19 protein-coding genes are annotated in these 20,469 nt (G+C 60.4%); 14 read left to right on the top strand and 5 right to left on the bottom strand.

What is annotated here, in order from left to right; translation table 11 throughout:
• Positions 1-48: 48 nt before the first annotated feature.
• From ML541_RS01185 to ML541_RS01125, 13 genes are all read left to right on the top strand, one after another.
• Positions 49-2,967, top strand: a complete 2,919-nt coding sequence (locus ML541_RS01185) for a 4Fe-4S dicluster domain-containing protein (protein ID WP_243369946.1) — start codon at positions 49-51, stop codon at positions 2,965-2,967.
• A 37-nt stretch (positions 2,968-3,004) separates the two neighbouring features.
• Positions 3,005-4,879: a quinol:electron acceptor oxidoreductase subunit ActD gene (locus ML541_RS01180; protein ID WP_243369944.1), complete on the top strand. Its 1,875-nt coding sequence runs from the start codon at positions 3,005-3,007 to the stop codon at positions 4,877-4,879.
• The gene (locus ML541_RS01175) at positions 4,866-5,948 is read left to right on the top strand and encodes a hypothetical protein (RefSeq protein WP_243369942.1); all 1,083 of its coding nucleotides are present in this window, start codon (positions 4,866-4,868) and stop codon (positions 5,946-5,948) included. The genes ML541_RS01180 and ML541_RS01175 overlap by 14 nt, the downstream gene beginning before the upstream one ends.
• 28 nt (positions 5,949-5,976) lie before the next feature.
• Positions 5,977-6,495 (top strand): cytochrome c3 family protein, encoded by a 519-nt coding sequence (locus tag ML541_RS01170; RefSeq protein ID WP_243369940.1) that lies wholly within the window; start codon positions 5,977-5,979, stop codon positions 6,493-6,495.
• Between the two features lie 218 nt (positions 6,496-6,713).
• Positions 6,714-8,105: a cbb3-type cytochrome c oxidase subunit I gene (locus ML541_RS01165; RefSeq protein WP_243369938.1), complete on the top strand. Its 1,392-nt coding sequence runs from the start codon at positions 6,714-6,716 to the stop codon at positions 8,103-8,105.
• Complete coding sequence (locus tag ML541_RS01160) at positions 8,102-9,088, top strand: cbb3-type cytochrome c oxidase subunit II (protein ID WP_243369936.1); 987 nt, start codon at positions 8,102-8,104, stop codon at positions 9,086-9,088. The genes ML541_RS01165 and ML541_RS01160 overlap by 4 nt, the downstream gene beginning before the upstream one ends.
• Positions 9,089-9,090: 2 nt before the next feature.
• Entirely contained in the window at positions 9,091-9,282 is a 192-nt protein-coding gene (locus ML541_RS01155) for a hypothetical protein (RefSeq protein ID WP_243369934.1), read from the top strand.
• A gap of 2 nt (positions 9,283-9,284) precedes the next feature.
• Positions 9,285-9,569 (top strand): hypothetical protein, encoded by a 285-nt coding sequence (locus ML541_RS01150; RefSeq protein WP_243369932.1) that lies wholly within the window; start codon positions 9,285-9,287, stop codon positions 9,567-9,569.
• A gap of 7 nt (positions 9,570-9,576) precedes the next feature.
• Positions 9,577-9,888 (top strand): hypothetical protein, encoded by a 312-nt coding sequence (locus ML541_RS01145; RefSeq protein ID WP_243369931.1) that lies wholly within the window; start codon positions 9,577-9,579, stop codon positions 9,886-9,888.
• Entirely contained in the window at positions 9,885-10,373 is a 489-nt protein-coding gene (locus ML541_RS01140; RefSeq protein ID WP_243369930.1) for a cytochrome C, read from the top strand. The genes ML541_RS01145 and ML541_RS01140 overlap by 4 nt, the downstream gene beginning before the upstream one ends.
• A 69-nt stretch (positions 10,374-10,442) precedes the next feature.
• The gene (locus tag ML541_RS01135; RefSeq protein ID WP_279342295.1) at positions 10,443-11,396 is read left to right on the top strand and encodes a transposase; all 954 of its coding nucleotides are present in this window, start codon (positions 10,443-10,445) and stop codon (positions 11,394-11,396) included.
• A gap of 57 nt (positions 11,397-11,453) precedes the next feature.
• The gene (bioA, locus tag ML541_RS01130; protein ID WP_347710775.1) at positions 11,454-12,731 is read left to right on the top strand and encodes an adenosylmethionine--8-amino-7-oxononanoate transaminase; all 1,278 of its coding nucleotides are present in this window, start codon (positions 11,454-11,456) and stop codon (positions 12,729-12,731) included.
• Positions 12,732-12,833: 102 nt separating this feature from the next.
• Positions 12,834-13,325, top strand: a complete 492-nt coding sequence (locus ML541_RS01125) for a thioesterase family protein (RefSeq protein WP_243369925.1) — start codon at positions 12,834-12,836, stop codon at positions 13,323-13,325.
• On the opposite strand, the gene ML541_RS01120 is transcribed toward ML541_RS01125, so the two are convergent.
• Genes ML541_RS01120 through ML541_RS01100 form a run of 5 tightly spaced genes read right to left on the bottom strand, consistent with a single transcriptional unit; the run spans position 13,310 to position 19,430 of the window.
• Positions 13,310-13,999 carry an HAD family hydrolase gene (locus tag ML541_RS01120; RefSeq protein ID WP_243369923.1) on the bottom strand — a complete coding sequence of 230 codons (690 nt, stop codon included), beginning with the start codon at positions 13,997-13,999 and terminating at the stop codon, positions 13,310-13,312. The two genes, ML541_RS01125 and ML541_RS01120, sit on opposite strands and share 16 nt — an antisense overlap.
• Positions 13,981-15,222, bottom strand: coding sequence for a sodium:proton antiporter (locus tag ML541_RS01115; RefSeq protein ID WP_243369921.1), 1,242 nt, complete (start codon positions 15,220-15,222; stop codon positions 13,981-13,983). Before ML541_RS01115 ends, ML541_RS01120 begins: the two co-directional genes overlap by 19 nt.
• Positions 15,223-16,644, bottom strand: a complete 1,422-nt coding sequence (locus ML541_RS01110; protein WP_243369919.1) for an NAD(P)/FAD-dependent oxidoreductase — start codon at positions 16,642-16,644, stop codon at positions 15,223-15,225.
• A 1-nt stretch (position 16,645) separates the two neighbouring features.
• Entirely contained in the window at positions 16,646-18,730 is a 2,085-nt protein-coding gene (locus ML541_RS01105; RefSeq protein ID WP_243369917.1) for a heavy metal translocating P-type ATPase, read from the bottom strand.
• Positions 18,675-19,430, bottom strand: coding sequence for a sulfite exporter TauE/SafE family protein (locus ML541_RS01100; protein ID WP_243369915.1), 756 nt, complete (start codon positions 19,428-19,430; stop codon positions 18,675-18,677). The genes ML541_RS01105 and ML541_RS01100 overlap by 56 nt, the downstream gene beginning before the upstream one ends.
• Before the next feature lie 156 nt (positions 19,431-19,586).
• Between ML541_RS01100 and ML541_RS01095 the strand changes: the two genes are divergently transcribed.
• Positions 19,587-20,384 (top strand): DNA-binding protein, encoded by a 798-nt coding sequence (locus ML541_RS01095; protein ID WP_243369914.1) that lies wholly within the window; start codon positions 19,587-19,589, stop codon positions 20,382-20,384.
• Positions 20,385-20,469: the final 85 nt, after the last annotated feature.

Genomic DNA, 20,469 nt, shown 5'->3' with positions numbered 1-20,469 from the left:
TGTTTACCTGGGTGCGCATGGCAGCGCCTTTCAGCGGGGACGGACCGGATGCCGAAGATGACGAGGCGCAACTTTCTCTGGATTACCGGCGGTTCGGGGGTGGCGCTGGCCGTCGATCCTCCCCGGAAGCTGGTAAACAGGCTCATTCCCCAGGTCATCCCTCCGGAAAACATCAGACCGGGCGAATGGGCGCTCTTCGCCACCACCTGCCGCGAATGCCCTGCGGGGTGCGGCATGCATCTCTGGCACCGGGATGGTCGGGTCACCAAGGCCGAGGGGAATCCGGACCATCCGGTGAACCGGGGGGGACTCTGCCCACGGGGACAGTCGGCCCTGCAGGGGCTCTATGACCCGGACCGGTTGCAGCGGGTTAACTCGCGGCCTCAACGATCGGACAGCCGGGCGGCAAGCTGGGACGAGGCCTTGGCGGCCATTGCCGGACGCCTCAAAGCCGGGGGACGTGTTGCGCTCATGAGCAGCCTGCAGACCGGGGCGCTGGCTGAGGTCATGAAACGCTTTGCCGCGGCCTTCGGTTCAGAGCGGCTGCTGTTCTACGAGGCATTCTCCTACGAGCCCCTGAAGGAGGCCCACGGCCGGCTCTTCGGCCTGCCGCTCATTCCGCGTTACCGCCTCCAGGAATGCCAGGTGATTGTCAGTTTTGCTGCCGATTTCCTTGAATCGTGGATTTCGCCCGTTTCCCATGCCTCCCAGTTCGGTGAGATGCACGCCTACCGCAACAACAGGGACATGAACCGCATGGTCTACATAGGTCCCCGTCTCTCCATGACCGCCGCCAATGCCGACCTCTATCTCCAGGTGCCGCCGGGGGCGGAGCGGCTGGTGGCCCTGAAGATGCTCCAGATCATCCTGGAAAACGGCTGGGGGAGGAATGGCCTGCCCCTCCGCGCCACGATCAAGGCTCTGCTCGTCGACGCACCTCACCTGCCGGGGGTGGACGAAAACAAGCTGGTCGAGCTCTGCCGCAACTTCTGCGCCGCCGGCTCCAGCGTTGCCCTGACTGCACCGGTGGGTAGCTCAGGCCCGCTGGCAACTGAGACGGCCATTGCCGTGGCACTGCTTAATTATGTCGCCGGCCGCATAAACCAGACGGTGGATTTCAGCCGCCGCCACGCCCTCTCCGACGTTGCCGGCGAAAATCAGGTTCGTCGTTTCCTGGCTTCCCTCGGCCCCGACGACATCCTCTTCATCCATGATACGAATCCCCTTTTCACCAGAGGGGATGCAGCGCTCCCGGTGAGCCGGGCAGGGATGATCGTCTACCTGGGGACGCTGGAAAACGAAACCGCTGCCGCTGCCGACTGGGTACTCCCGGTCGATTACCCCCTGGAAACCTGGGGGGACTACGATCCCGAGCAAGGCGTTCACGGTATCATGCAGCCCACCATGGCGCGTCTCTACGATACCCGGCCGGTCGGGGACATCTTCCTCACCCTTGCGCAAAAAGCGGGACGCCCCCTGGCCCGGCGGCAAGGCCAAGCCCCGGTCACCGCCTTCAGGGACTGGCTCACCCAGCGCTGGCATGAGCTCCATGGAAGCTATGCCCAGGCAGCCACCTTCGATGAGTTCTGGAAAAACGCCCTTCGCCGTGGCGGGGTTTGGAGCACGAAGGAAACGCCCCCCCATGTGGCGTTGTGCCCTGAAGGGGTGGGATTCCTAACCCCGGTGCCCAGGCCTTCCCAATTGAAGGCGGGGGAGGTGCAGGTCTGGCCCTGGGGCTCGATCATGCTCCACGACGGACGGACGGCCAACCGGGGCTGGATTCAGGAGGCGCCGGACCCGATTACCTCCATCACCTGGGGTAACTGGCTCGACATAGACAGCCGCACCGCAGCTGCTCTGAACCTGCAAAACGGCGATGTGGCCGAGCTTCGCACCGGCGCCGGCTCCATTCGCGCTCCGGTGCGGATCACCGACGAGGTGGCTGGTGGGGTAGCGGCCATCGCCTTCGGCCAGGGACACACGGCCATGGGGCGCATTGCCGACAGTATCGGCGCCAATCCGTTTCTGCTCCTGGGGAGCGGGGAGCGTGACGCGGTATTCGCTCATGCAACCTTGCGCCGGGTGGGTGGAAAACGAGCCGACGATCCGACTTACACCATGATGACCCGGCAGCAGTGGCACCGTGACGTGGTGCAATGGATTCCCCTCTCCCAGGTGAGCCGCATGGAGCCGGGGGATGGGGAGGAACTGACCCTCCCTCTGCCGGAAGGGTACAAGCCGGAGCGGGACATGTATCCGAAGCGGGAATACCTGTCCCACCGCTGGGCGATGGTGGTGGACATGCAGCGCTGCATCGGCTGCGGTGCCTGCGCTGTCGCCTGCTATGCGGAGAACAATATCCCGGTTATCGGCAAGGGGAAGGTGGGGGAGGGGAGGGAGATGGCCTGGCTGCGGGTCGCCCCCTACCGCAAGCCCCGTTCCTCCCTCCGTCTAGGCTGGCTGCCTCTGCTGTGCCAGCATTGCGATGCAGCCCCCTGCGAGCCGGTCTGCCCGGTCTTTGCCGCCATGCACAACGAAGAGGGGCTGAACGCGCAGATATATAACCGCTGCATCGGCACGCGCTACTGCTCAAACAACTGTCCATACAAGGTGCGGCGCTTCAACTGGATCAACATCAATTGGTCAAAGCCCCTGGACATGCAACTTAACCCTGAGGTGACGGTACGCAGCAGGGGGGTGATGGAAAAATGCACCTTCTGCGTGCAGCGGATCAGGAATGTCGAGGCACGGGCGGCCCGGGAGAACCGGAAGATCGCCGACGGGGAGATACAACCAGCCTGCGCCCAGAGCTGCCCTACCCGGGTCTATACCTTCGGTGATCTGCTCAATCCCCATGCGGCGGTGACCCGGCTGACCAGGGAGGACCCCCGCCGCTACCACCTGCTGGGGGAGCTGAACACCAAGCCGGCGGTGACCTACCTGCGGCGGGTTGATGGGGAAGAGTGAAGAGTGAGGAGTGAGGGGTGAGGGGTGAGGGGGCACCGTGTCTGACCTGAAGTACGGCGACATTAACGATGATGTGCTGAGCGCCATGCAGACGCCGCGGACACCCTATTTTGTAGCCGTTGCCCTGCTGGCTGCCGGTATTGGCTGGGGGGCGCTGGTCTGGCTTTACCAGATGCAGGCGGGGATGGGGGTTACGGGGCTGAACCGGCCGGTGGGCTGGGCGGTTTATATCGGCAACTTCGTCTTCTGGGTTGGGATCGCCCATTCGGGGACCCTCATTTCGGCGATCCTCTATCTTTTGCGGGCCAACTGGCGGGATGCAGTCTCCCGGTCGTCGGAGGCCATGACGATCTTCGCCATCATGACTGCCGGGCTCTTTCCACTCATCCACCTGGGAAGGGTCTGGGCCTTCTATTACATCATCCCCTATCCCTCGCAGCGGCAGATCTGGCCGAACTTCGTCAGCCCCCTGGTCTGGGACGTCTGTGCCGTCGGCACCTATTTCACCGTAAGTCTCATCTTCTGGCTGGTGGGGATGATCCCCGACCTGGCTGCGGCCCGGGACCGCTACGAGGAGAAATACGGAGACAGGAACCTGCGCACACGGATCTACCGGGTGATGGCCCTGGGGTGGTCGGGGGCCGGCAGCCAGTGGCGCCATTACGGCCGATCCTACCTCTATTTCGCCGCTCTGGCCACACCGCTGGTCGTTTCCGTCCACTCGGTCGTTTCCTGGGACTTCGCCATGAGCCTCCTCCCCGGCTGGCATTCCGCCATCTTTCCCCCTTATTTCGTGGCGGGGGCGATCCATTCCGGGCTGGCCATGGTGCTGACGCTCCTCATTCCCATGCGCAAGCTGCTGCACCTGGAGCGGCTGATCCAGCTGCACCATTTCGAGATGGTGGCCAAGACCATCATCCTCACCGCCGCCATCGTCGGTTATTCCTATGCCTGCGAAGCCTTCATCGCCTGGTACTCGGGCAATACCTTCGAATGGCAGTTCTACCAATGGCGGATGACCGGACCGGCTGCCTGGATTTACTGGCTGATCATCCCCCTCAATGTCCTTATCCCCCTGACCTTCGTCTTCAAAAAGGTCAGGACCAATTTCATCCTGCTCTTCGTCATTTCACTGCTCATCAACCTGGGGATGTGGCTGGAGCGTCTCTTCATCGTTTATACCTCGACTGCCCACGATTTTCTCCCCCACAACTGGGGGAGCTACATGCCCACCTGGGTGGAGATGGGCATCACGGCGGCTTCGGCATCCTTCTTCTTTTTCTGGTTTTTCGGTTTCAGTAAAGTGTTGCCGACAGTACCCCTGAGCGATCTGAAAGGCAGAATCGCCGACGAGGAGATCACACCGACCGGTTGCTGTGAAACAAAGGTGAAGCAGAAGGTGGAGCCGGGGAAAGCATCGGTGCTGGCGGTATTTTCCAATGCGGGAAGGCTGGTAAAGGCGGTCAAGGCGGCCTGTGACGCGGGATACCGGGAGATGGAGACCTTTTCGCCGGTCAAGGTGGAGGCAGCGGAAAAGGTCATGGGACACCCGAAAAGCCCGGTGCGCTTCTGGACCCTGGCCGGGGCGCTTGCGGGGCTCTCGGGCGGTCTTTGGCTGGCCATCGGCACGGCCCTGGTCAATAGCATCATAGTCGGCGGTAAGCCGCCGGTGGCCTTCATCCCCTATTGTGTCATCGCTTTCGAGGGCACGATCCTTATCGGGAGCATCGCCAACCTGATTGGCCTGATGCTGCATTCGCGCCTCTTCACGTTGAAGGTGAATCCCTTCTACGATCGGCGCTTCAGCCGGGACAAGTTCGGCCTGCTCGTCACCTGCGGCGATGGAAATCTGCCGAGCCTGCAGGGGCTCATGTCGGCTGCGGAGGCGGAGGAAATCCATGTCCGCCACTGACCGCCCCCGTCATGGCTTCGGTGCCGCATCCCTTGCCTGGGGGGCTCTTGCCGTGGCCGGCACCGCCCTCTGGCTCTTTTCCATCAATACTGCGGCCGCCCCCAGGGGATGGCGGGCGCTGCTCGTCAATTTCCTGTTTTTTTGTTCCCTGGCGGGTGGGCTGACCGTTTGGCCTGCGGTGGTGCGGGCCTGCAACGGGCGCTGGCCCGAACGACTGGAACGGACGGCGCTCTCTGCCATTGTCTTCGCCGTTCCCTCCCTTGTGGCGCTGGTGCTGCTCTGGGTGGGGAGCAGCCATTGGTCGCCATGGTACGACGTGGAGTATAACCAGGGGGGCTGGCTGAACAATGCCTTTATCTTCGGCCGTGACCTGGCGGGACTGGCCATATTCTGGCTGACCGCTGCCCGCTATCTGATTTCGCGCCGCCGTGGGAGCGGCATGCTCTGGGGGGGGATTCTCATTGCCGTCTACGGCATCGTCTTTTCCCTGCTCGGCTTCGACCTGGTCATGGCCCTCGATCCCGAATGGTACAGCACACTGCTGGGGGGATATTTCTTCATGTCCGGCCTCTACATCGCCATTGCCGCTTGGGCCTTCCTCTCGGTCTGGCAGCGGCAGGCCCGGGAGGAGCAGTTGCTGGACATGGGACGGCTGATAGTCGCCTTCAGCCTCATGGCCACCTATCTTATGTATGCCCATCTGCTCCCCATGTGGTACGAGAACCTGCCGGACGAGATCCGCTTCCTGGTCCCCCGGCTCAATTTCCAGCCCTGGCTGGGGGTGAGCTATTTCCTTTTGGCGGTGGTCTACCTGGGGCCGCTTGTGCTCCTCCTTACGGAGCGCTCCAAGTGTAACCGCTGGTCCCTCGGAGGCATCTCTCTTCTGGTCCTCTGCGGCATGTGGTTAGAGCGGTGGTGGCTGGTGGCTCCGGCTTTGCGGGAAGACTTCACCTTCAGCCTGGCCGACCTGTCGGCGGCCATGGCCTTTGCCGGACTTCTGGGGGTGGGCATGGAGCAGTTCCAGCGTCGTCTGCCGGCTGATTATTTTCGGCCAGATGGCGAAAAGTGAGCGTGCCGTGGCAGACGAGGAGAAGCGGGTGAAAAAGTACGAGTGGGCGCGGGGGGCATTGGCGGCGGTGGTCGTGCTGCTTATGGCAGCATTCCTCCTGGTGCTTTCTTCGACCTTTTATCCGGTAGGGCTCGGACCGCGGCAGCCGATCCCCTTCAGCCACCGGGTCCATGTGCATGTGAAGCAGCTCAGTTGCCTCATGTGCCACACGACCGTGACGGAACAGCGTCGGGCGGGCATCCCCCCACTGCAGACATGCCTGCTTTGTCACCAGCGAATCATCAGGACCTATCCGTACATCGAGAAGCTGCGTCAGGCCTTTGCCCAGGGGAAGCCGATCATCTGGCAGCGGGTCAACTGGGTGCCGGAATTTGTCTATTTCGACCACTCCCTGCACCTGAACAAGGGGATAGATTGCGGCCACTGCCACGGCAACGTGGCCATGATGGACCGGGTGGTGGCGGCGCGGAAGTTCGAGATGGGCTTCTGCATCCAGTGCCACCGGGAGAAGAATGCGACCCATGACTGTTTTACCTGTCATAGATGACGACGGTGCAGGCTGCCGCGACTTCGTCCATTCGTTCGGTCGCCGTAGCTGCGGACCCAGCGGCGTCTCTGCTTCTGATTACTGCCGTGCTGTGAAACCCGCTTTTCACTCTCGGGTCATTTCCCGGCGGGTGTCCGCTCGCCGCTACGGCTCGGTCACTCATTCCCGAAGCCGTGGCAGCCTATGGAAAATGCGTTAAAAAAAACACCTGGACGCTTATGCCAAAATTCTTCGACAAACCCCAAAGTGCTTCCCTGGCCTTCATGGTTGCCGGGGCCTTCTGGTTCGTTGTTGGTGCCCTCTACGGCATGGTTTCGGCGATCCATCTGGTCTCGCCGGAGTTTTTCTCCAATATCCCCTGGCTGGTCTTCGGCAGGGAGCGGCCGGTGCATGTTAATACCATGCTTTATGGCTTTGCCGGGACCATGCTCATCGGCTCCGGCCTTTACTACATCCCGGCGCTCCTGCGGACGAAACTCTGGTCGGAGCGGCTGGCCTGGGTGAGCTTTTTCCTCTGGAACATCACCATCGCAAGCGGCCCGCTTTGCTTCGCCTTCGGCTTTACCCAGGGGCGGGAGTACAGCGAATACGTCTGGAGTGCCGATATCATCCTCATCCTGTCGGTGCTGCTCCTGGTCTACAACACGGCCATGACCATCGCCAGCCGCACAGAAGAACAGCTTTATGTCTCGGTCTGGTACTTCATGGCCGCCTTCCTCTGGACTGCCGGCAATTATCCCTTGGGCAACGTAATCTGGCATCCGGCGACCGGAGCCATGCCCGGCCTGATTGACTCCCTCTTTCTCTGGTTCTGGGGGCACAATCTGCCGGGGCTGCTCATCACCCCCCTTGCCACCGGGGCCGCCTATTTCGTCATCCCGCGGGCGGCGAAAATGCCGCTCAATTCCCATACTCTGTCGCTTTTGGGCTTCTGGCTGCTCATCGCCCTCTACAGCCACATCGGCGGCCACCATGTGCTCCAATCACCCATCCCCAACTGGCTGAAAGCGGTCTCCATCGTCGATTCGGTGGCCATGGTGGTGCCGGTCTCCATTGTCGTCCTCAATCTCTGGCTGACGGCCCGTCGGCAGGGCAAAGCCGTCTGGGGCGATCCGGCCGCCCGGTTGGTCATGGCGGGCATCGCCTGGTACATCGTCACCTGCATTCAGGGGCCGCTCCAGTCCCTTCCCTATCTGCAGCGGGTCACCCACTTCAACAACTGGACCATCGGCCATGCCCATATTGCCATGCTCGGCTTCGGCGGCTATATCGCCCTGGGGGCCATGTACCACGTCCTCCCCCTGGTGACGGGGCGCAGCCTCTATTCCCAGAAGCTGGTCAGCCTCCAGTTCGGCCTCATCACCTTCGGTCTGACCGGCTTCTTCATCGTCCTGACCATGGCCGGTCTCATCCAGGGGAACGCCTGGAACAATGGAGAGACGGTCTACCGGGTGCTGCCGGAGCTGGCTCCCTACTACATCTCCCGGGCCGCCCTGGGAATATCCATCCTCACCGGCGCCTCGGTCGGCTTCTATAACGTGGTCATGACCGTCCTGGCGGGGCGGGAGCTTTCCATCGCCGAACTACAGCAAGGGGAGGAAGCTGCATGAAGATGTCCCCGGCCCTGCTCATCGTCGGTGCGCTGATGGTCTTCTGGGCCTCCACCTTCATCATCGTCGGGCTGCCGGCCATGACCATGAAGGAGACGCCGTCGGCAATCTGGCGCCCCATGGCCGAAGATGAGCGGGAAGGGCACCGCCTCTATGTGCAGAATGGCTGCAGCTATTGCCATTCCCTCTTTATCCGCATCAACGACTGGGATATCGGCGCCGAGCGCATCGCCGAGAGCGGCGATTACGTGGCCCAGGAACCGGCGATCCTGGGGAGCGAGCGCACCGGGCCGGACCTGTCCCAGGAAGGGGGAGAGCATCCCGACGACTGGCACAAGGCCCATTTCATCAACCCCCGCTTCACCAGCCCCATTTCCGTGATGCCGTCGTGGGAATTCCTTGGCGAGGAGAAGATCCGCAAGCTGACCGCCTATGTTCAGGCCTTGGGATGGAAACAGGCGGACGTGCGGGTCGCCCGGCAGCAGCATTGGAAAAAATCGGCTGTTGTTGCCTATGAAGCGGGGGCCGATGCCAACATCACATGGCTCCACTCCCAGGTGCCCGCCGTCTGGCGCCCCATGCCGAACCCCTATCCGGCGACCCAGGCGGCGCTTTTGCGGGGAAAACGCATTTACCAGGAATTCTGCGTCAACTGCCACGGTCCCATCGGTGACGGCAAGGGGCCTGCGGCGGCCTGGGTCTATCCGCCGCCGCTGAACTTCACCACGCTGCGGCGGCACCTTGAGGCAAATCGCTATATCGGCGGCATCTTCTATTACCAGATCATGAACGGCATCACCGGCACCGGCATGCCCTATTTCAAAAAGCACCTGGAATCGGAGAAGATCTGGGACCTGGCCAATTACCTGGCGGTGAGCTTCTTAGGCTATACGGATGCTAATATTGAGCCCCGCGGCATCGATGCCTCGTACGAAGAGGATTGGCGCAATCCGTACCATCCGCCGGCCAAGGGGGGGGATTGATCGTGTGCGGTCTGGGATTCACAGCGTTTCTCGCCATGTGGCTCGGTTTCCTTTGCGTGATGATTGCGGCCATCACCATGGCGCTGGTCTGGGCCGTCCGGTCGCGACAATTCTCCGACCAGGACCGGGCCCGCTATCTGCCGCTTAGAAGCGGCATTCCCGAAAGGGAGCCGAAGCGGCAAAAGGGGAAATAACGATGATGTCTTTCAACCTCTACGTGCAGCAGAACCAGTGGATTGTGGAGACCCTTCTGGCAGGAACCTCCCTGATGATCCTGCTTTGCCTCACCTACATCGCCATGTGGCGCCCCCGGGAAGAGGAAACCCGCCGGGAAAGCGAGATCCGCATCCGGGGACCGCTGAGTTTCTTTCAGTGGGTATTGAGCTTCATGCCCTGGCCCTTGGTGCTGATCATCTTCGGCACCTTTATTTACGGCATTGCCCACACCGCCCTGGCCATGACCAGGCTCCCCAACTGGTGAGGCAGCCATGGCAGAGAGAAAGAAATACGACGAGCAGCGGCAACTGCCGAGCCCTTGGGAATGGGTGATCATCACCATGCTCAGCCTGGCGCTCATCGCCTACAGCCTAATTGCCTACCGCTTTGTCCTTGAAGGTCAGCGCTACTGGGATTTCGGCCAGCTTCCCGATACGCCGGCGGAATCCATCTATTCCACGGAAGAGCCCCCAGCGCCAGATGGGCGGCTGCAGCGGCAGATCCACAAACTGCCCGAGGCCCAACCGGAGAATCCGCCGAAACCGCACAACAAACAGCTGCGGGAACGGAGTCCGAACCGATGAAAAAGCTCTTTGCTGCCCTGGTGATTGTTGCCGGTATGATAGTCGCAGGATTATTCTGTCTGGTGCTGTACAAAGGACCCCGCATGACGGTGCAGCACCATTTCCGCGCCTATCAGACGGTCCAGCCGCCGCCGGTGGAGGGAACGGTGCCGGTCAACCTGCCGGAGCAGCTGCCCACAGAGGAATCGGCGGCGACAGTGCGGAATCCCCTGCCGGACACGGCTGAGAACCGGCAGCGAGGGCGAGTCTACTATGACTACTATTGCGTCTTCTGCCATGGCAAGAAAGGAGCGGGCAACGGCCCGGTGGGGGAGAGCTACATGCCGGCGCCTGCCGATCTGCGTTCGCAGCGGATCGCCAATTACCGGGATGGCGACCTCCTGCGAAACATGCTCCTCGGCATCGGCCATGAACCGGTACTGGAAAGGGTGGTGCCACCGAAACACCGCTGGTACTTGGTTTTGTATGTGCGGTCGCTGAAATGAAAGGAATTCCTTTTAAGGGGACGTTCTTAAAAACTTGACTAAAGTCAGCCCTCCTGCTATTTATCTGCTATGCCGCGAGCCGCCCGAATTGATATTCCGAATCTGCTCCAGCACGTCATAGTGCGCGGAATTGAAAAGCGTGACATTTTTACAAGTGATGATGATCGCAATGATTTTGTCAGGCGTTTCTCTGGTCTTCTCCATTCAACGGAGACCGAATGCCTTGCATGGGCGTTAATGTCTAACCACTTTCACCTGCTTCTCCGGACTACGGACATCCCCCTCTCAAAATTCATGAGACGGCTGCTTACCGGATATGCCGTAACATTCAATCTTCGTCATAATCGTTCCGGCCACCTCTTCCAGAACCGTTACAAATCCATTGTCTGTGAAGAGGAGGAGTACCTCCTTGAATTGGTTCGCTATATCCATTTGAATCCATTGCGCGCCGGACTGGTTTCGACCCTTGATGACCTGGATGCCTATCCATGGTGTGGGCACTCTGTCCTCATGAGAAGAAACGAAATGTCCGGACAATCAACAGCAGAAGTATTGCTGCGTTTTGGCACGGCCATTCCTTCCGCAACTGCAAACTATCGTACCTTTATCCAGGACGGCATTAAGATGGGGCGCAGAGACGAACTGGTTGGCATCGGTATTCTGAAAGGGAACAGAGCGCTTGAACAAGAATTGCAGGATTCGCGGATACTCGGGGCGGGGGATTTTGTGGACCAGGTTCTTTGCCACACCAGGACAGCACCCCCTGAAAATAAGGCCACCCTCGACCAGATCATCGAGCTCGTGCTAAAAAAGCTGGAAATATCGGAAACTGAACTGATGTCGCGAGCAAAAGGGGGGCGGGTGGCGCTTGCCCGAAGCATAATATGTCATGCAGCCTACTCATCAGGTTATAGAGGTATTGACATAGCGCGTCGCCTTGACATTACCGGGTCTGGGGTGACCATTGCGGCAAGGCGCGGAAAAGAAGTTATACAAAACTATCCCCACCTACTGACACTGTAGATTAAAGCGTTAGTTAAGTTTTTAAGAACGTCCCCTTGGCGGGAGGAATTTATGAAAATGACTGAACGAGAGCTTCTGAATTTCGACAGGGCACACATCTGGCATCCCTATACTTCGGCCACTAAAGCTCTCAAGTGCTATCCGGTGGCAAAAGCCGAGGGGGTTCACCTTGAGCTGATGGATGGGCGGCGCCTGATTGATGGCATGTCGAGTTGGTGGTCTGCCATCCACGGATACAATAATCCGGTGATCAATGCTGCCATGGCAGCCCAGATCAACCGCATGTCCCATGTCATGTTCGGCGGGATCACCCATGAGCCGGCCGTGGAACTGGCGCGACTGCTGATCGATATCGTGCCGGCCGGCCTTGAGCATGTCTTCTTCAGCGATTCGGGGTCGGTGGCCGTGGAAGTGGCCATGAAAATGGCGCTTCAGTACTGGCATTCCCGTTCGTGCAGCACTAAGCACACATTCGTCACCATCCGCAACGGGTATCACGGCGACACCTGGCATGCCATGTCCGTTTCCGATCCCGATACGGGCATGCACGCCATTTTCAACAAGAACCTGGCAAAGCAGTACTTTCTGCCTGCTCCGCGTTCCGGCTTCCACGATGCATTTGACGAGGCGGAAACCAACGAGGTCGAGGCGTTCCTGCAACAGAACCACGAGCACATTGCCGCTTTCATCCTCGAACCGATTGTCCAGGGAGCCGGCGGCATGCGCTTCTATCACCCCGACTACCTGAAGCAGGTGCGCCGGCTTTGCACGGAATACAACATCCTGCTTATCGCCGACGAGATAGCGACGGGCTTTGGCCGGAGCGGGAAGCTCTTTGCCTGCGAACACGCGGGCATTTCGCCGGACATCATGTGCATTGGGAAAGCTCTCACGGGGGGGTATCTCACCTTCGCCGCCACGCTATGCACCGAAGACGTTGCTCATACCGTTTCTGACGGCTCGCCCGGCGTGTTCATGCACGGCCCCACGTTCATGGCCAATCCTCTGGCGTGTGCCACGGCGCTGGCAAGCTGCGAACTGCTTCTTCAGAGCAAGTGGCAGGAAAAGGTTCTGAACATCGAGAAAACCTTGAGGGAACAACTGCTGCCGCTGCAGCAAGCAGATTCGGTGGCGGAGGTCCGTGTCTTGGGGGCGATCGGGGTGATCGAGATGAAGGAGCCGGTGAACATGGAGCAGATCCAGCAGCGCTTCGTGGATGAGGGAATCTGGCTGCGGCCCTTTGGGAAGCTGGTTTATACCATGCCGCCGTTCATTATCTCCGCCGATGAACTGAATAAGCTGTGCAAGGGGATTCGCAACGTCATCAACCCTTAACAGACAAGCTGGCACAGGAAGAAATCTTGTCGGTTGCAGTAGAAATGTTTGTGTCTTAACAGCAGGGCAGAAGTAAGAAATTCAATAAGCTGGAGAAAGTTAGTGTCAAATGCCGCAACACTCAGCCGTCGCTCTTCCGAAGAACAGGCCCGCCTTGAGGCCCGGCTTCGGGAGGTATTCGAGGAATGTTTTCCCTTCAACCGGATTATTGGGGTAAAGATCGATTCCCTTGACCCGCGAAAGCCGCGTATCTCCTTCGCCATGCGCCCCGAGCTGGTTGGGAGCTATGTGCATAACCGGCTCCATGGCGGCGCAATTGCCACTGCCCTTGATTCTGTGGGCGGTTTTGCCGTTACATTGGCGGTGGCGGAAAAGCATGCGGACGAAACGGTGGAGCAGCTTGCCCAGCGCTTCGCCCGTTGCAGCACTATCGATCTGCGCGTGGACTACCTGAATCAGGGCGTGGGCAAGCGTTTTCATGCCACTGCCACGATCATGCGGCTGGGGGGAAAGATAGCCTCAGTGCGCATGGAACTGCACAACGATGCGGGGGTGCTGGTTGCCATCGGTTCGGCTGCCTATACGGTCAGCTGAAAGCGCCCGTGGAGTCGCTCGATGACTTCCATTAGCCCCTTGCCGTTTTCCTTTGACGTTACCAGATCCACTCTCTCCTTGAGCATCGGCAGACTGTTAGCTACGGCTGCCCCATAGCCGCAGATTTCCAGAAAATCCAGATCATTTTCCGCATCGCCGACTGCGACGGTCTCTTTTGCCCCTATCCCCAGCCCCTTGAGAGCTGCAAGCAAGCCGCTTCCCTTATCAACGCCCGGGGGAAGCACCATCACTGCTCCCTTATTGAGAATAATGCGCAGTTGCAGCCCGAGCTTGTCGATGATCCGGGAAATTTCGTTCCTGAAGGGCTCGTTGCTTGCGATAACCACTTTCCCTTGGGTGAAGGGTACACCTGCTTCTCCGAGCAGGTGCATGAACTGATCGGGTGGGGGGAGGCCCAGCAACAACTCCTCCCGGTTCCTGGGGGTGTAGAGGAGTGCGCCGTTTTCCGCGACGATGCGGTGGAAGACCTCCAGCTGCGGGAAGATGTCCATCAGATCGGGGAGGTGCCGGCCGGTGACGAGGATGAGCTTGACCCCCGATTGCCGCAACCGTGTCACCGCAGCCAAGGTATCGGCAGCGACTCTCCCTTCACTGGCCAGCGTGCCGTCATAATCCGTTGCCAGGGCGCGGAATCTCATTGCCGTTGATGCCATGTTACCAGGTGGTTGAGGGTCGTGCCCTGGACGAGGATGGAGAAGGCGACGACCAGATAGGTGGCGAAGAGGATGATGGTACGTTCGCTGCCGGCGGGGATGGAGATGGCCAGAGCAATGGGGATTGCTCCCCTGAGGCCGCTCCAGGTCATGATCTGCACCGAGCGGGATGCAAAGGAGTTGCGTCGGCGCAGGATGGAACGGAGCGACCCTATGGAAAGGTATCTCCCCGCCAGCACAAGGGGAATAGCCACGGAGCCGATAATGAGGTGGGTGGGGGTGAGCCTGGGGACGATCACCAGTATTTCCAGCCCGATCAGCGTGAAGAGAATCGCATTCAGCATTTCCTCCACCAGCTCCCAGAAGCGGTCCAGGTTGTCCCGGGTCCGCTCCGACATGGCCAGTTTCCTACCCCGTCCGCCGATGAAAAGCCCCGCAAGCACCATGGCCAGCGGCCCGGAAATGTTCATGACCGTTGCCATGGAGTAGCCGCCACTGACGATGGCCAGGGTTATGAGGATCTCCAGCTGGTAGTTATCGACGGTTTTCATGAGAGAGTAGCCGAGCCATCCCAGCAGCAGGCCGAAGATGATCCCTCCCGCCGTCTCCTGGAGAAAGAGGAGAGTTACCCCCGTGGGGCCGTTCGGGCTCCCCTCTTTTATGAAAGCCAGCAGCGAGAGAAAAAGGACTATGCCGACCCCGTCGTTGAACATGGCCTCCCCGGCAATCTGCGCGTTGAGCCGGTCGTGGATGCCCAGGTTGCGCAGAGTCGGCAGGACTGCCACCGGATCGGTGGGAGAAATGAGGGCGCCGAAGAGGAAGCAATAGAGCGGCCTGATGCTGAGCCCGAGCATTTGTGCGGCGGCGTAGAGCCCTCCGCCGATGATGCCTGTGGACAGAATCACCCCGGCAAGGGCAAAGACGGCAATCTCCACCTTGACCTCCAGGATCTCCTCGTTCTTGACGAAAAGCGCACCGGCAAAGATGAGGAAGCTGAGCAGTCCCTCCAGAAGAAGGACGTTGAAATTGATCTTCTCGAAGATCTTCGCCAGCTGCTGGTCCAAAGGGATGCCGAGGGCCATGAGTCCCAGCAGCAGGAAAGACAGGAGCAGGCTCTGCAGCATCAACCCGACGGTGACCGGCAGCCGGATGAAGCGGTAGTTGATGTAGGCGAAAACCGCGGCCAGCGTGGTGAGTATGCCTATGAGATGAAAGGCGTGCACCTATTTCATTCTCTCCAGCGCCAGACTTGCGGCCAGATAGCCGCACAGGCCGTGTACGCCGCCGCCGGGTGGGGTGGAAGCGGAACAGATGAAGATGTCCGGATCGGGGGTGGCGTAGGGGTGTGGACCGGCGATGGGGCGGGTGACCATCTGGCGCAGGTCCTGGAGACCGCCGTTGATATCGCCGCCGACGAAGTTTTCGTTGTAGGCCTGCATTGCCGCCGTATCCCTGGTGCGCCGCCCGATGATCAGGTCCTTAAAGCCGGGGGCGAAGCGCTCGATCTGCCGCTCGATCCGCTCGGTCATGTCGAACCGGGAACCGTTGGGCACATGGCAGTAGGCCCACCCCACCTGCTTGCCCTCCGGTGCCCGGTTGGGATCGAAGAGGCTCTGCTGGGCTACCAGCACGAAGGGGCGTTCCGGATGGCGCCCCAGGGAAACCTCCTTCTCGGCCGCCGCGATCTCTTCCATGGTTCCCCCCAGATGCAGCGTGGCTGCCCGACGGCACCCTTCCGCCCGCCACGGGATCGGCCCCCGCAAAGCCCAATCCACCTTGAAGATGCCGGGGCCGAAGCGGTATCTCTCCAGATGCCTCCGGTAATCGCCGTCAAGGCGCTGCCGTGCCAGCTGCAACAACTGCCGGGGCGAAACGTCGAGCAGGATGGTGGCTCCGTCAGGAAGCTCGTCAACATTGTCGATCCGTTTCCCGGTGATGATCTTCCCCCCCAGGGAGAGCAAATGGTCGGCCAGCGCCTGGCTGATCTTGCCCGTTCCCCCTGCGGCGATGGGCCAGCCGTTGACGTGGCCGAGAATGCCCAGGACCAGACCGAAGGATGCCGAGCCGGGTTTGTCCAGGGGGAGAAAGGAATGGGCGGCCATACCGGCAAAAAGGGCGCGTGCCAATGGCCCTTGGAATGTGCCCCGGGCGAGGCCGACGGCGGATTTGAGCGCCTGTACGCCGAAACGGGTCATGAGGAGAGGGTGGGCTGGCAGGGCGAGCGGTCCCAGGATCTGGGAGGAGATCTCCTGCCAGTGCTCCCGGAGCGGCCCCATCAGCTCCAGGTACGGTCGCCGGTCGGGGAAGTCCAGTGTCTCAACGGTCTGGAAAATCTCTTTCTCCAGAACAGCAGCCGTTCCGTCATCCAGGGGATGTGCCAGGGCTGCAGGGGGGGTAATCCACTTGAGGCCGTGGTCGGCAAGGTGGAGGGAGTTGAAAAAGGGGGAAAAGGCGGCAAGTGGATGGATGGCGGCGCAGACGTCATGGACGAAGCCGGGCAGGGTCAGCTCGGCGCTGCGGGTACCGCCGCCGATGGTTGCAGCTGCTTCGACGACGGTTACCGGCAGCCCTGCCTGGGCCATGACGATGGCTGCCGCCAGTCCGTTGGGACCTGCGCCGACGACGTAGACTCCGTTCTCGGGCATGTTATTGCTCCTCTGCCGGAAACCTGCCAATACGCATCGAGTTGCCGAGCACCGTCAAGCTGGAGACCACCATGGCGACAGCCGCCAGCAGAGGGTGCAACAGCCCCGCCGCAGCCGCACCTAGGGCGACGGCATTGTAGCCGAAGCTCCAGGCGAAGTTCTGGCCGATGATCCTTCTCGTCTGCCTGCTGAGTTCAATCAACCAGGGAAGCTGCGCCAGGCGGTCCGACAGAAGGACTACCTTTCCGGCCATGCGCGCCAGATCCTCGCCGCCGCCGAGCGCTATGCCCACATGGGCGGCAGCCAGCGGCGCGGCATCGTTGACGCCATCCCCCACCATGGCGACCCTTCTGCCGGCGGCAACCATTTTTTTTACTGCTTCAAGTTTCTCCACCGGGCTCCGTGGTGCCTCGACCGCCCCTATTCCTGCCTGCGCGGCTATGGCTGCGGCTGTCTCCAATCGGTCCCCGGAAAGGAGCACCGGCGTTATCCCCTGATCCGCCAGTTTCCGTACGGCAGCCGCCGCATCGCCGCGCATGGTGTCCTGAAAGAGCAAACGCCCGCCGCCCGATCCCTCCCAGGTCACATCCACTGCCATGAGACCTCCTTCGATCTCTTGGTCGGGTCGCAGGGCTCCCGCGGTAGCCATCCTGCCTTCGCCATTTAATTGTACCAGACCACTGATGCCGTGGCCCGGGGTTATCCGGATGTGTGTGGCCGCTTTTACCTGGAGGCCCCGCCGAACCGCTTCGGCGGCTATGGCCCTGGCCAAGGGATGCCCGCTGGCGCATTCGAGGCTGGCTGCCACAACCAGCACCTGCTCTTCCTGCTGCTGCGCGTCGAGGACAATGACCTCCTGAAGGCTCGGCCGGTTTGCTGTAAGGGTGCCGGTCTTGTCGAAAAAAATCGTATCGGTGCGCCCCAGCTCCTCCATGGCATCGCCACCGCGAACGACAATACCTGCCGCTGCTGCCCGGGCGATTGCCAGGGATGTGGCCAGGGGGGTGGCTATTCCCATGGTGCAGGGACAGGCGACAACGAGAACGGAGAGGGCACTGAAACAGCCCTGCAGCGGGTTCGCTGCCATCGTCCAGATGATGAGGGATGTTATGGCCACCGCTCCGACAGCGGGGATGAAGAGCCGGGCTGCCTGCTCGGCCATGCGCTCTGCCGGCGACGGGTGTTCCCAGGCTCCATGGATCATGGCGACAATCCGCTGGAGGAGGACTTCCCTGCCGGCCTGCTCCGTCTTCACCAGCAGGCTTCCCTGGCCGTTGACCGTTCCTGCCAGCACCCGGTCTCCCGGGCCCCTATCTTGCGGCAGCGGTTCGCCGGTGAAGGCGGCTTCTTCGACCGTCGTATTTCCTTCGCAGATTATGCCGTCAACGGCAATCCGCTCTCCCGGACGAATGCGCATCATGTCCCCTGGGCGCAACCGATCGAGCGGGACTTCCACGGCGCTTCCGCTTTTTACACGCAGGGCCGATGGCGGCAGCAACGATTCCATGGCGTGGAGCAGGTCGGCGGCCCTTCTTTTTGCCGTCGCTTCGAGCATCTTGCCGAAGGTGACCAGCACCGGCAGCATGGTGGCCGTGTCGAAATATACCTGCGCCCCGCCGCGGAGGGTATTGACGGCACTGACGGAAAAGGCGGTCACCGAACCGGCGACGATGAGGAGGTCGAGCCCCGGTTTACCCTGCAGGCATTGCTGCAGGGCACCCATGACCAGGGGATAGAGCAGGATAGCCATGGCCGGCGTTGTCAACAGCAGCATCACCGAGCGGAAGACCGGCACTGTTTCCGGTTCGACGCTTCCACTGTAAAGGAGCAGGGAAAGCATCATGATGTTCATGGCCAGTAATGCGCCGAAGCCGAGCCTGAGCAGGTTCCAGGCGTGATCGCCGCCGCTTTTGCTGCCGATGATGCCGGCAACGAGACGGCAGGCATAGCAGCAGTAGGCAGGAGCATTTTCGTCATCCCTCAGGGTACGGACCGGCAGTCCGCACTGGGCGCAAACAGGACGATTTATATCAGTTGCCGCTGCCGGTGCCATGTGACTTGCCCGCGCAGCAGCCCTTGCTGCCATCTGTCTCGGAAGGTTGCTGGAAAATGGGCTGGGATGGGCAGCCGAGCAGGTGATGAAACAGCTCCGTACCCCGCAGCCCCGTTGCCAGTCCCACAAGGACGAGAATGATGCCTCCGGCGGATGCCCCCCATCGCTTCAGGCGTGCACCTGCTGCCAGGCTTGCCCCTCCCAATGCCAGTAGCGGAAGAATCGTGCCGATGCCGACGGCAGCCAGGGTGGTCATGCCTGTGGTGACCGATGCCGACTGCATGGCATAGGCGAGAAAGCCTACAATGATCGGGCAGGGGAGCAGGCCGGTGATCATGCCGAGGACCACTGCCCCGCCAGGGGATGGTGCAGTGAGAAAAGGTCGGCACATGACGGCGAAGAGCCCGCTGCCCGACTTTTGGGCGGACCGCCTGGGCAGAACCCCCAGCAGGGAGAGCCCCGCCAGAAAAATGACCGCCCCGGCAGCATAACTGACGACGTTTTGCAGATAGGTGTGCTGCAGGAGAGATTGTGCCCGTAATCCGGCGTAACCGGCAACAGCTCCTGCAAAGGTGTAGGTGAGCATCTTTCCCGCCAGCCAGGCGGCCTGGGCGACCAGGGCCGGTTTATTCCCGTCCGCTCTGGAAAGATGGATCATGAATCCGCCACACATGCCCATGCAGTGCGGGAATGCCAGCAGCCCTCCCATAAGACCGACCAATGCGTGATTCATAGCATTCCTTCCCCCAGCCTTGTTGTTTATTAAATGTTATCAATCTAATTCGCAACTTCAACGGCACCCCTAATTCCTTGATCATTTTTTCCAGAAGATGTATGCTTTCTAAGTTTTTTGCACTTTCAAACCATATGTCAAAAGCGAGGTTCTTTCATGACACCAGATGCAAAAAAGTTGATTTTCTTCATCTCCTTTGCTGCCGTCATTGCCGGTGGCGCTGCCTCTTTTGCCAGCCCAGCGCCCGAACCATCCCTTTCGGAAAAGGACCAGGAAATGGCGCGGAAGGAACGGGAGCTGGAGGAGAAACTTGAACGTGAGGCGGCTCCCAGGATATCAGGCAAAATCCAGGAAACGATGGATAGTGGCAGCTATACCTATGTGCTGCTTGCCGACGGGGAGAAGAAAACCTGGGTGGCCATGCCTCAGATGAAGGTGGTCGTAGGGCAGGAATTGATCTTCAATTGCAACAACGAGATGGTTAACTTCACCAGCCGTTCTCTTAATCGCACCTTTGACCGCATTTATTTTTGCGAACCACCGGCGAAGCAGATCGGCGGGGAAAAGGACGGCATCATGGCCGGAAAGGTTTCCGCCGGCAGTGCCGGTGCTGTGGCTGCTCCGGCTGAGCGGATAAAAGTGGATAAGGCTGCCGGCGCCAATGCCTACACCGTAGAAGAACTGTACTCCAAGCGGGGGGAGCTCGATAATAAAGCCGTTGCAGTCAAGGGAAAGGTGGTCAAGTTCTCGGCAGGAATCATGGGCAAGAATTGGATCCATGTGCAGGATGGCAGCGGTGATGCCAAAAAGAGGACCAACAACCTGGTCGTCACTTCCCAGGATACAGCCAAAGTGGGGGACACCGTCACCGTGAACGGCACCCTGAAGGCCGATAAGGACTTCGGCAGCGGCTACAAATATGACGTGATCGTGGAAGAGGCCGCCATAAAATAACCAGGTATCTTATCTCTCCCGGCGAAAGAAGCCCCCTCTGCAAAGGGGGCTTTTTGATTTCTTTCCGCACCGCACTCAGGAGGCG

Source organism: Geotalea sp. SG265, assembly GCF_022808985.1.
Lineage (GTDB): Bacteria > Desulfobacterota > Desulfuromonadia > Geobacterales > Geobacteraceae > Geotalea.
This window is presented reverse-complemented; position numbering and strand designations above follow the sequence as displayed.

Bases quoted from the DNA above. Each gene is read 5' to 3' on its own strand.
- ML541_RS01160 (WP_243369936.1), top strand. From the start codon at position 8,102: ATGAAGATGTCCCCGGCCCTGCTCATCGTCGGTGCGCTGATGGTCTTC.
- ML541_RS01145 (WP_243369931.1), top strand. From the start codon at position 9,577: ATGGCAGAGAGAAAGAAATACGACGAGCAGCGGCAACTGCCGAGCCCT.
- ML541_RS01150 (WP_243369932.1), top strand. From the start codon at position 9,285: ATGATGTCTTTCAACCTCTACGTGCAGCAGAACCAGTGGATTGTGGAG.
- ML541_RS01140 (WP_243369930.1), top strand. From the start codon at position 9,885: ATGAAAAAGCTCTTTGCTGCCCTGGTGATTGTTGCCGGTATGATAGTC.
- ML541_RS01135 (WP_279342295.1), top strand. From the start codon at position 10,443: ATGCCGCGAGCCGCCCGAATTGATATTCCGAATCTGCTCCAGCACGTC.
- ML541_RS01100 (WP_243369915.1), bottom strand. From the start codon at position 19,430: ATGAATCACGCATTGGTCGGTCTTATGGGAGGGCTGCTGGCATTCCCG.
- ML541_RS01175 (WP_243369942.1), top strand. From the start codon at position 4,866: ATGTCCGCCACTGACCGCCCCCGTCATGGCTTCGGTGCCGCATCCCTT.
- bioA (WP_347710775.1), top strand. From the start codon at position 11,454: ATGACTGAACGAGAGCTTCTGAATTTCGACAGGGCACACATCTGGCAT.
- ML541_RS01120 (WP_243369923.1), bottom strand. From the start codon at position 13,999: ATGGCATCAACGGCAATGAGATTCCGCGCCCTGGCAACGGATTATGAC.
- ML541_RS01110 (WP_243369919.1), bottom strand. From the start codon at position 16,644: ATGCCCGAGAACGGAGTCTACGTCGTCGGCGCAGGTCCCAACGGACTG.
- ML541_RS01105 (WP_243369917.1), bottom strand. From the start codon at position 18,730: ATGGCAGCAAGGGCTGCTGCGCGGGCAAGTCACATGGCACCGGCAGCG.
- ML541_RS01185 (WP_243369946.1), top strand. From the start codon at position 49: ATGCCGAAGATGACGAGGCGCAACTTTCTCTGGATTACCGGCGGTTCG.
- ML541_RS01095 (WP_243369914.1), top strand. From the start codon at position 19,587: ATGACACCAGATGCAAAAAAGTTGATTTTCTTCATCTCCTTTGCTGCC.
- ML541_RS01165 (WP_243369938.1), top strand. From the start codon at position 6,714: ATGCCAAAATTCTTCGACAAACCCCAAAGTGCTTCCCTGGCCTTCATG.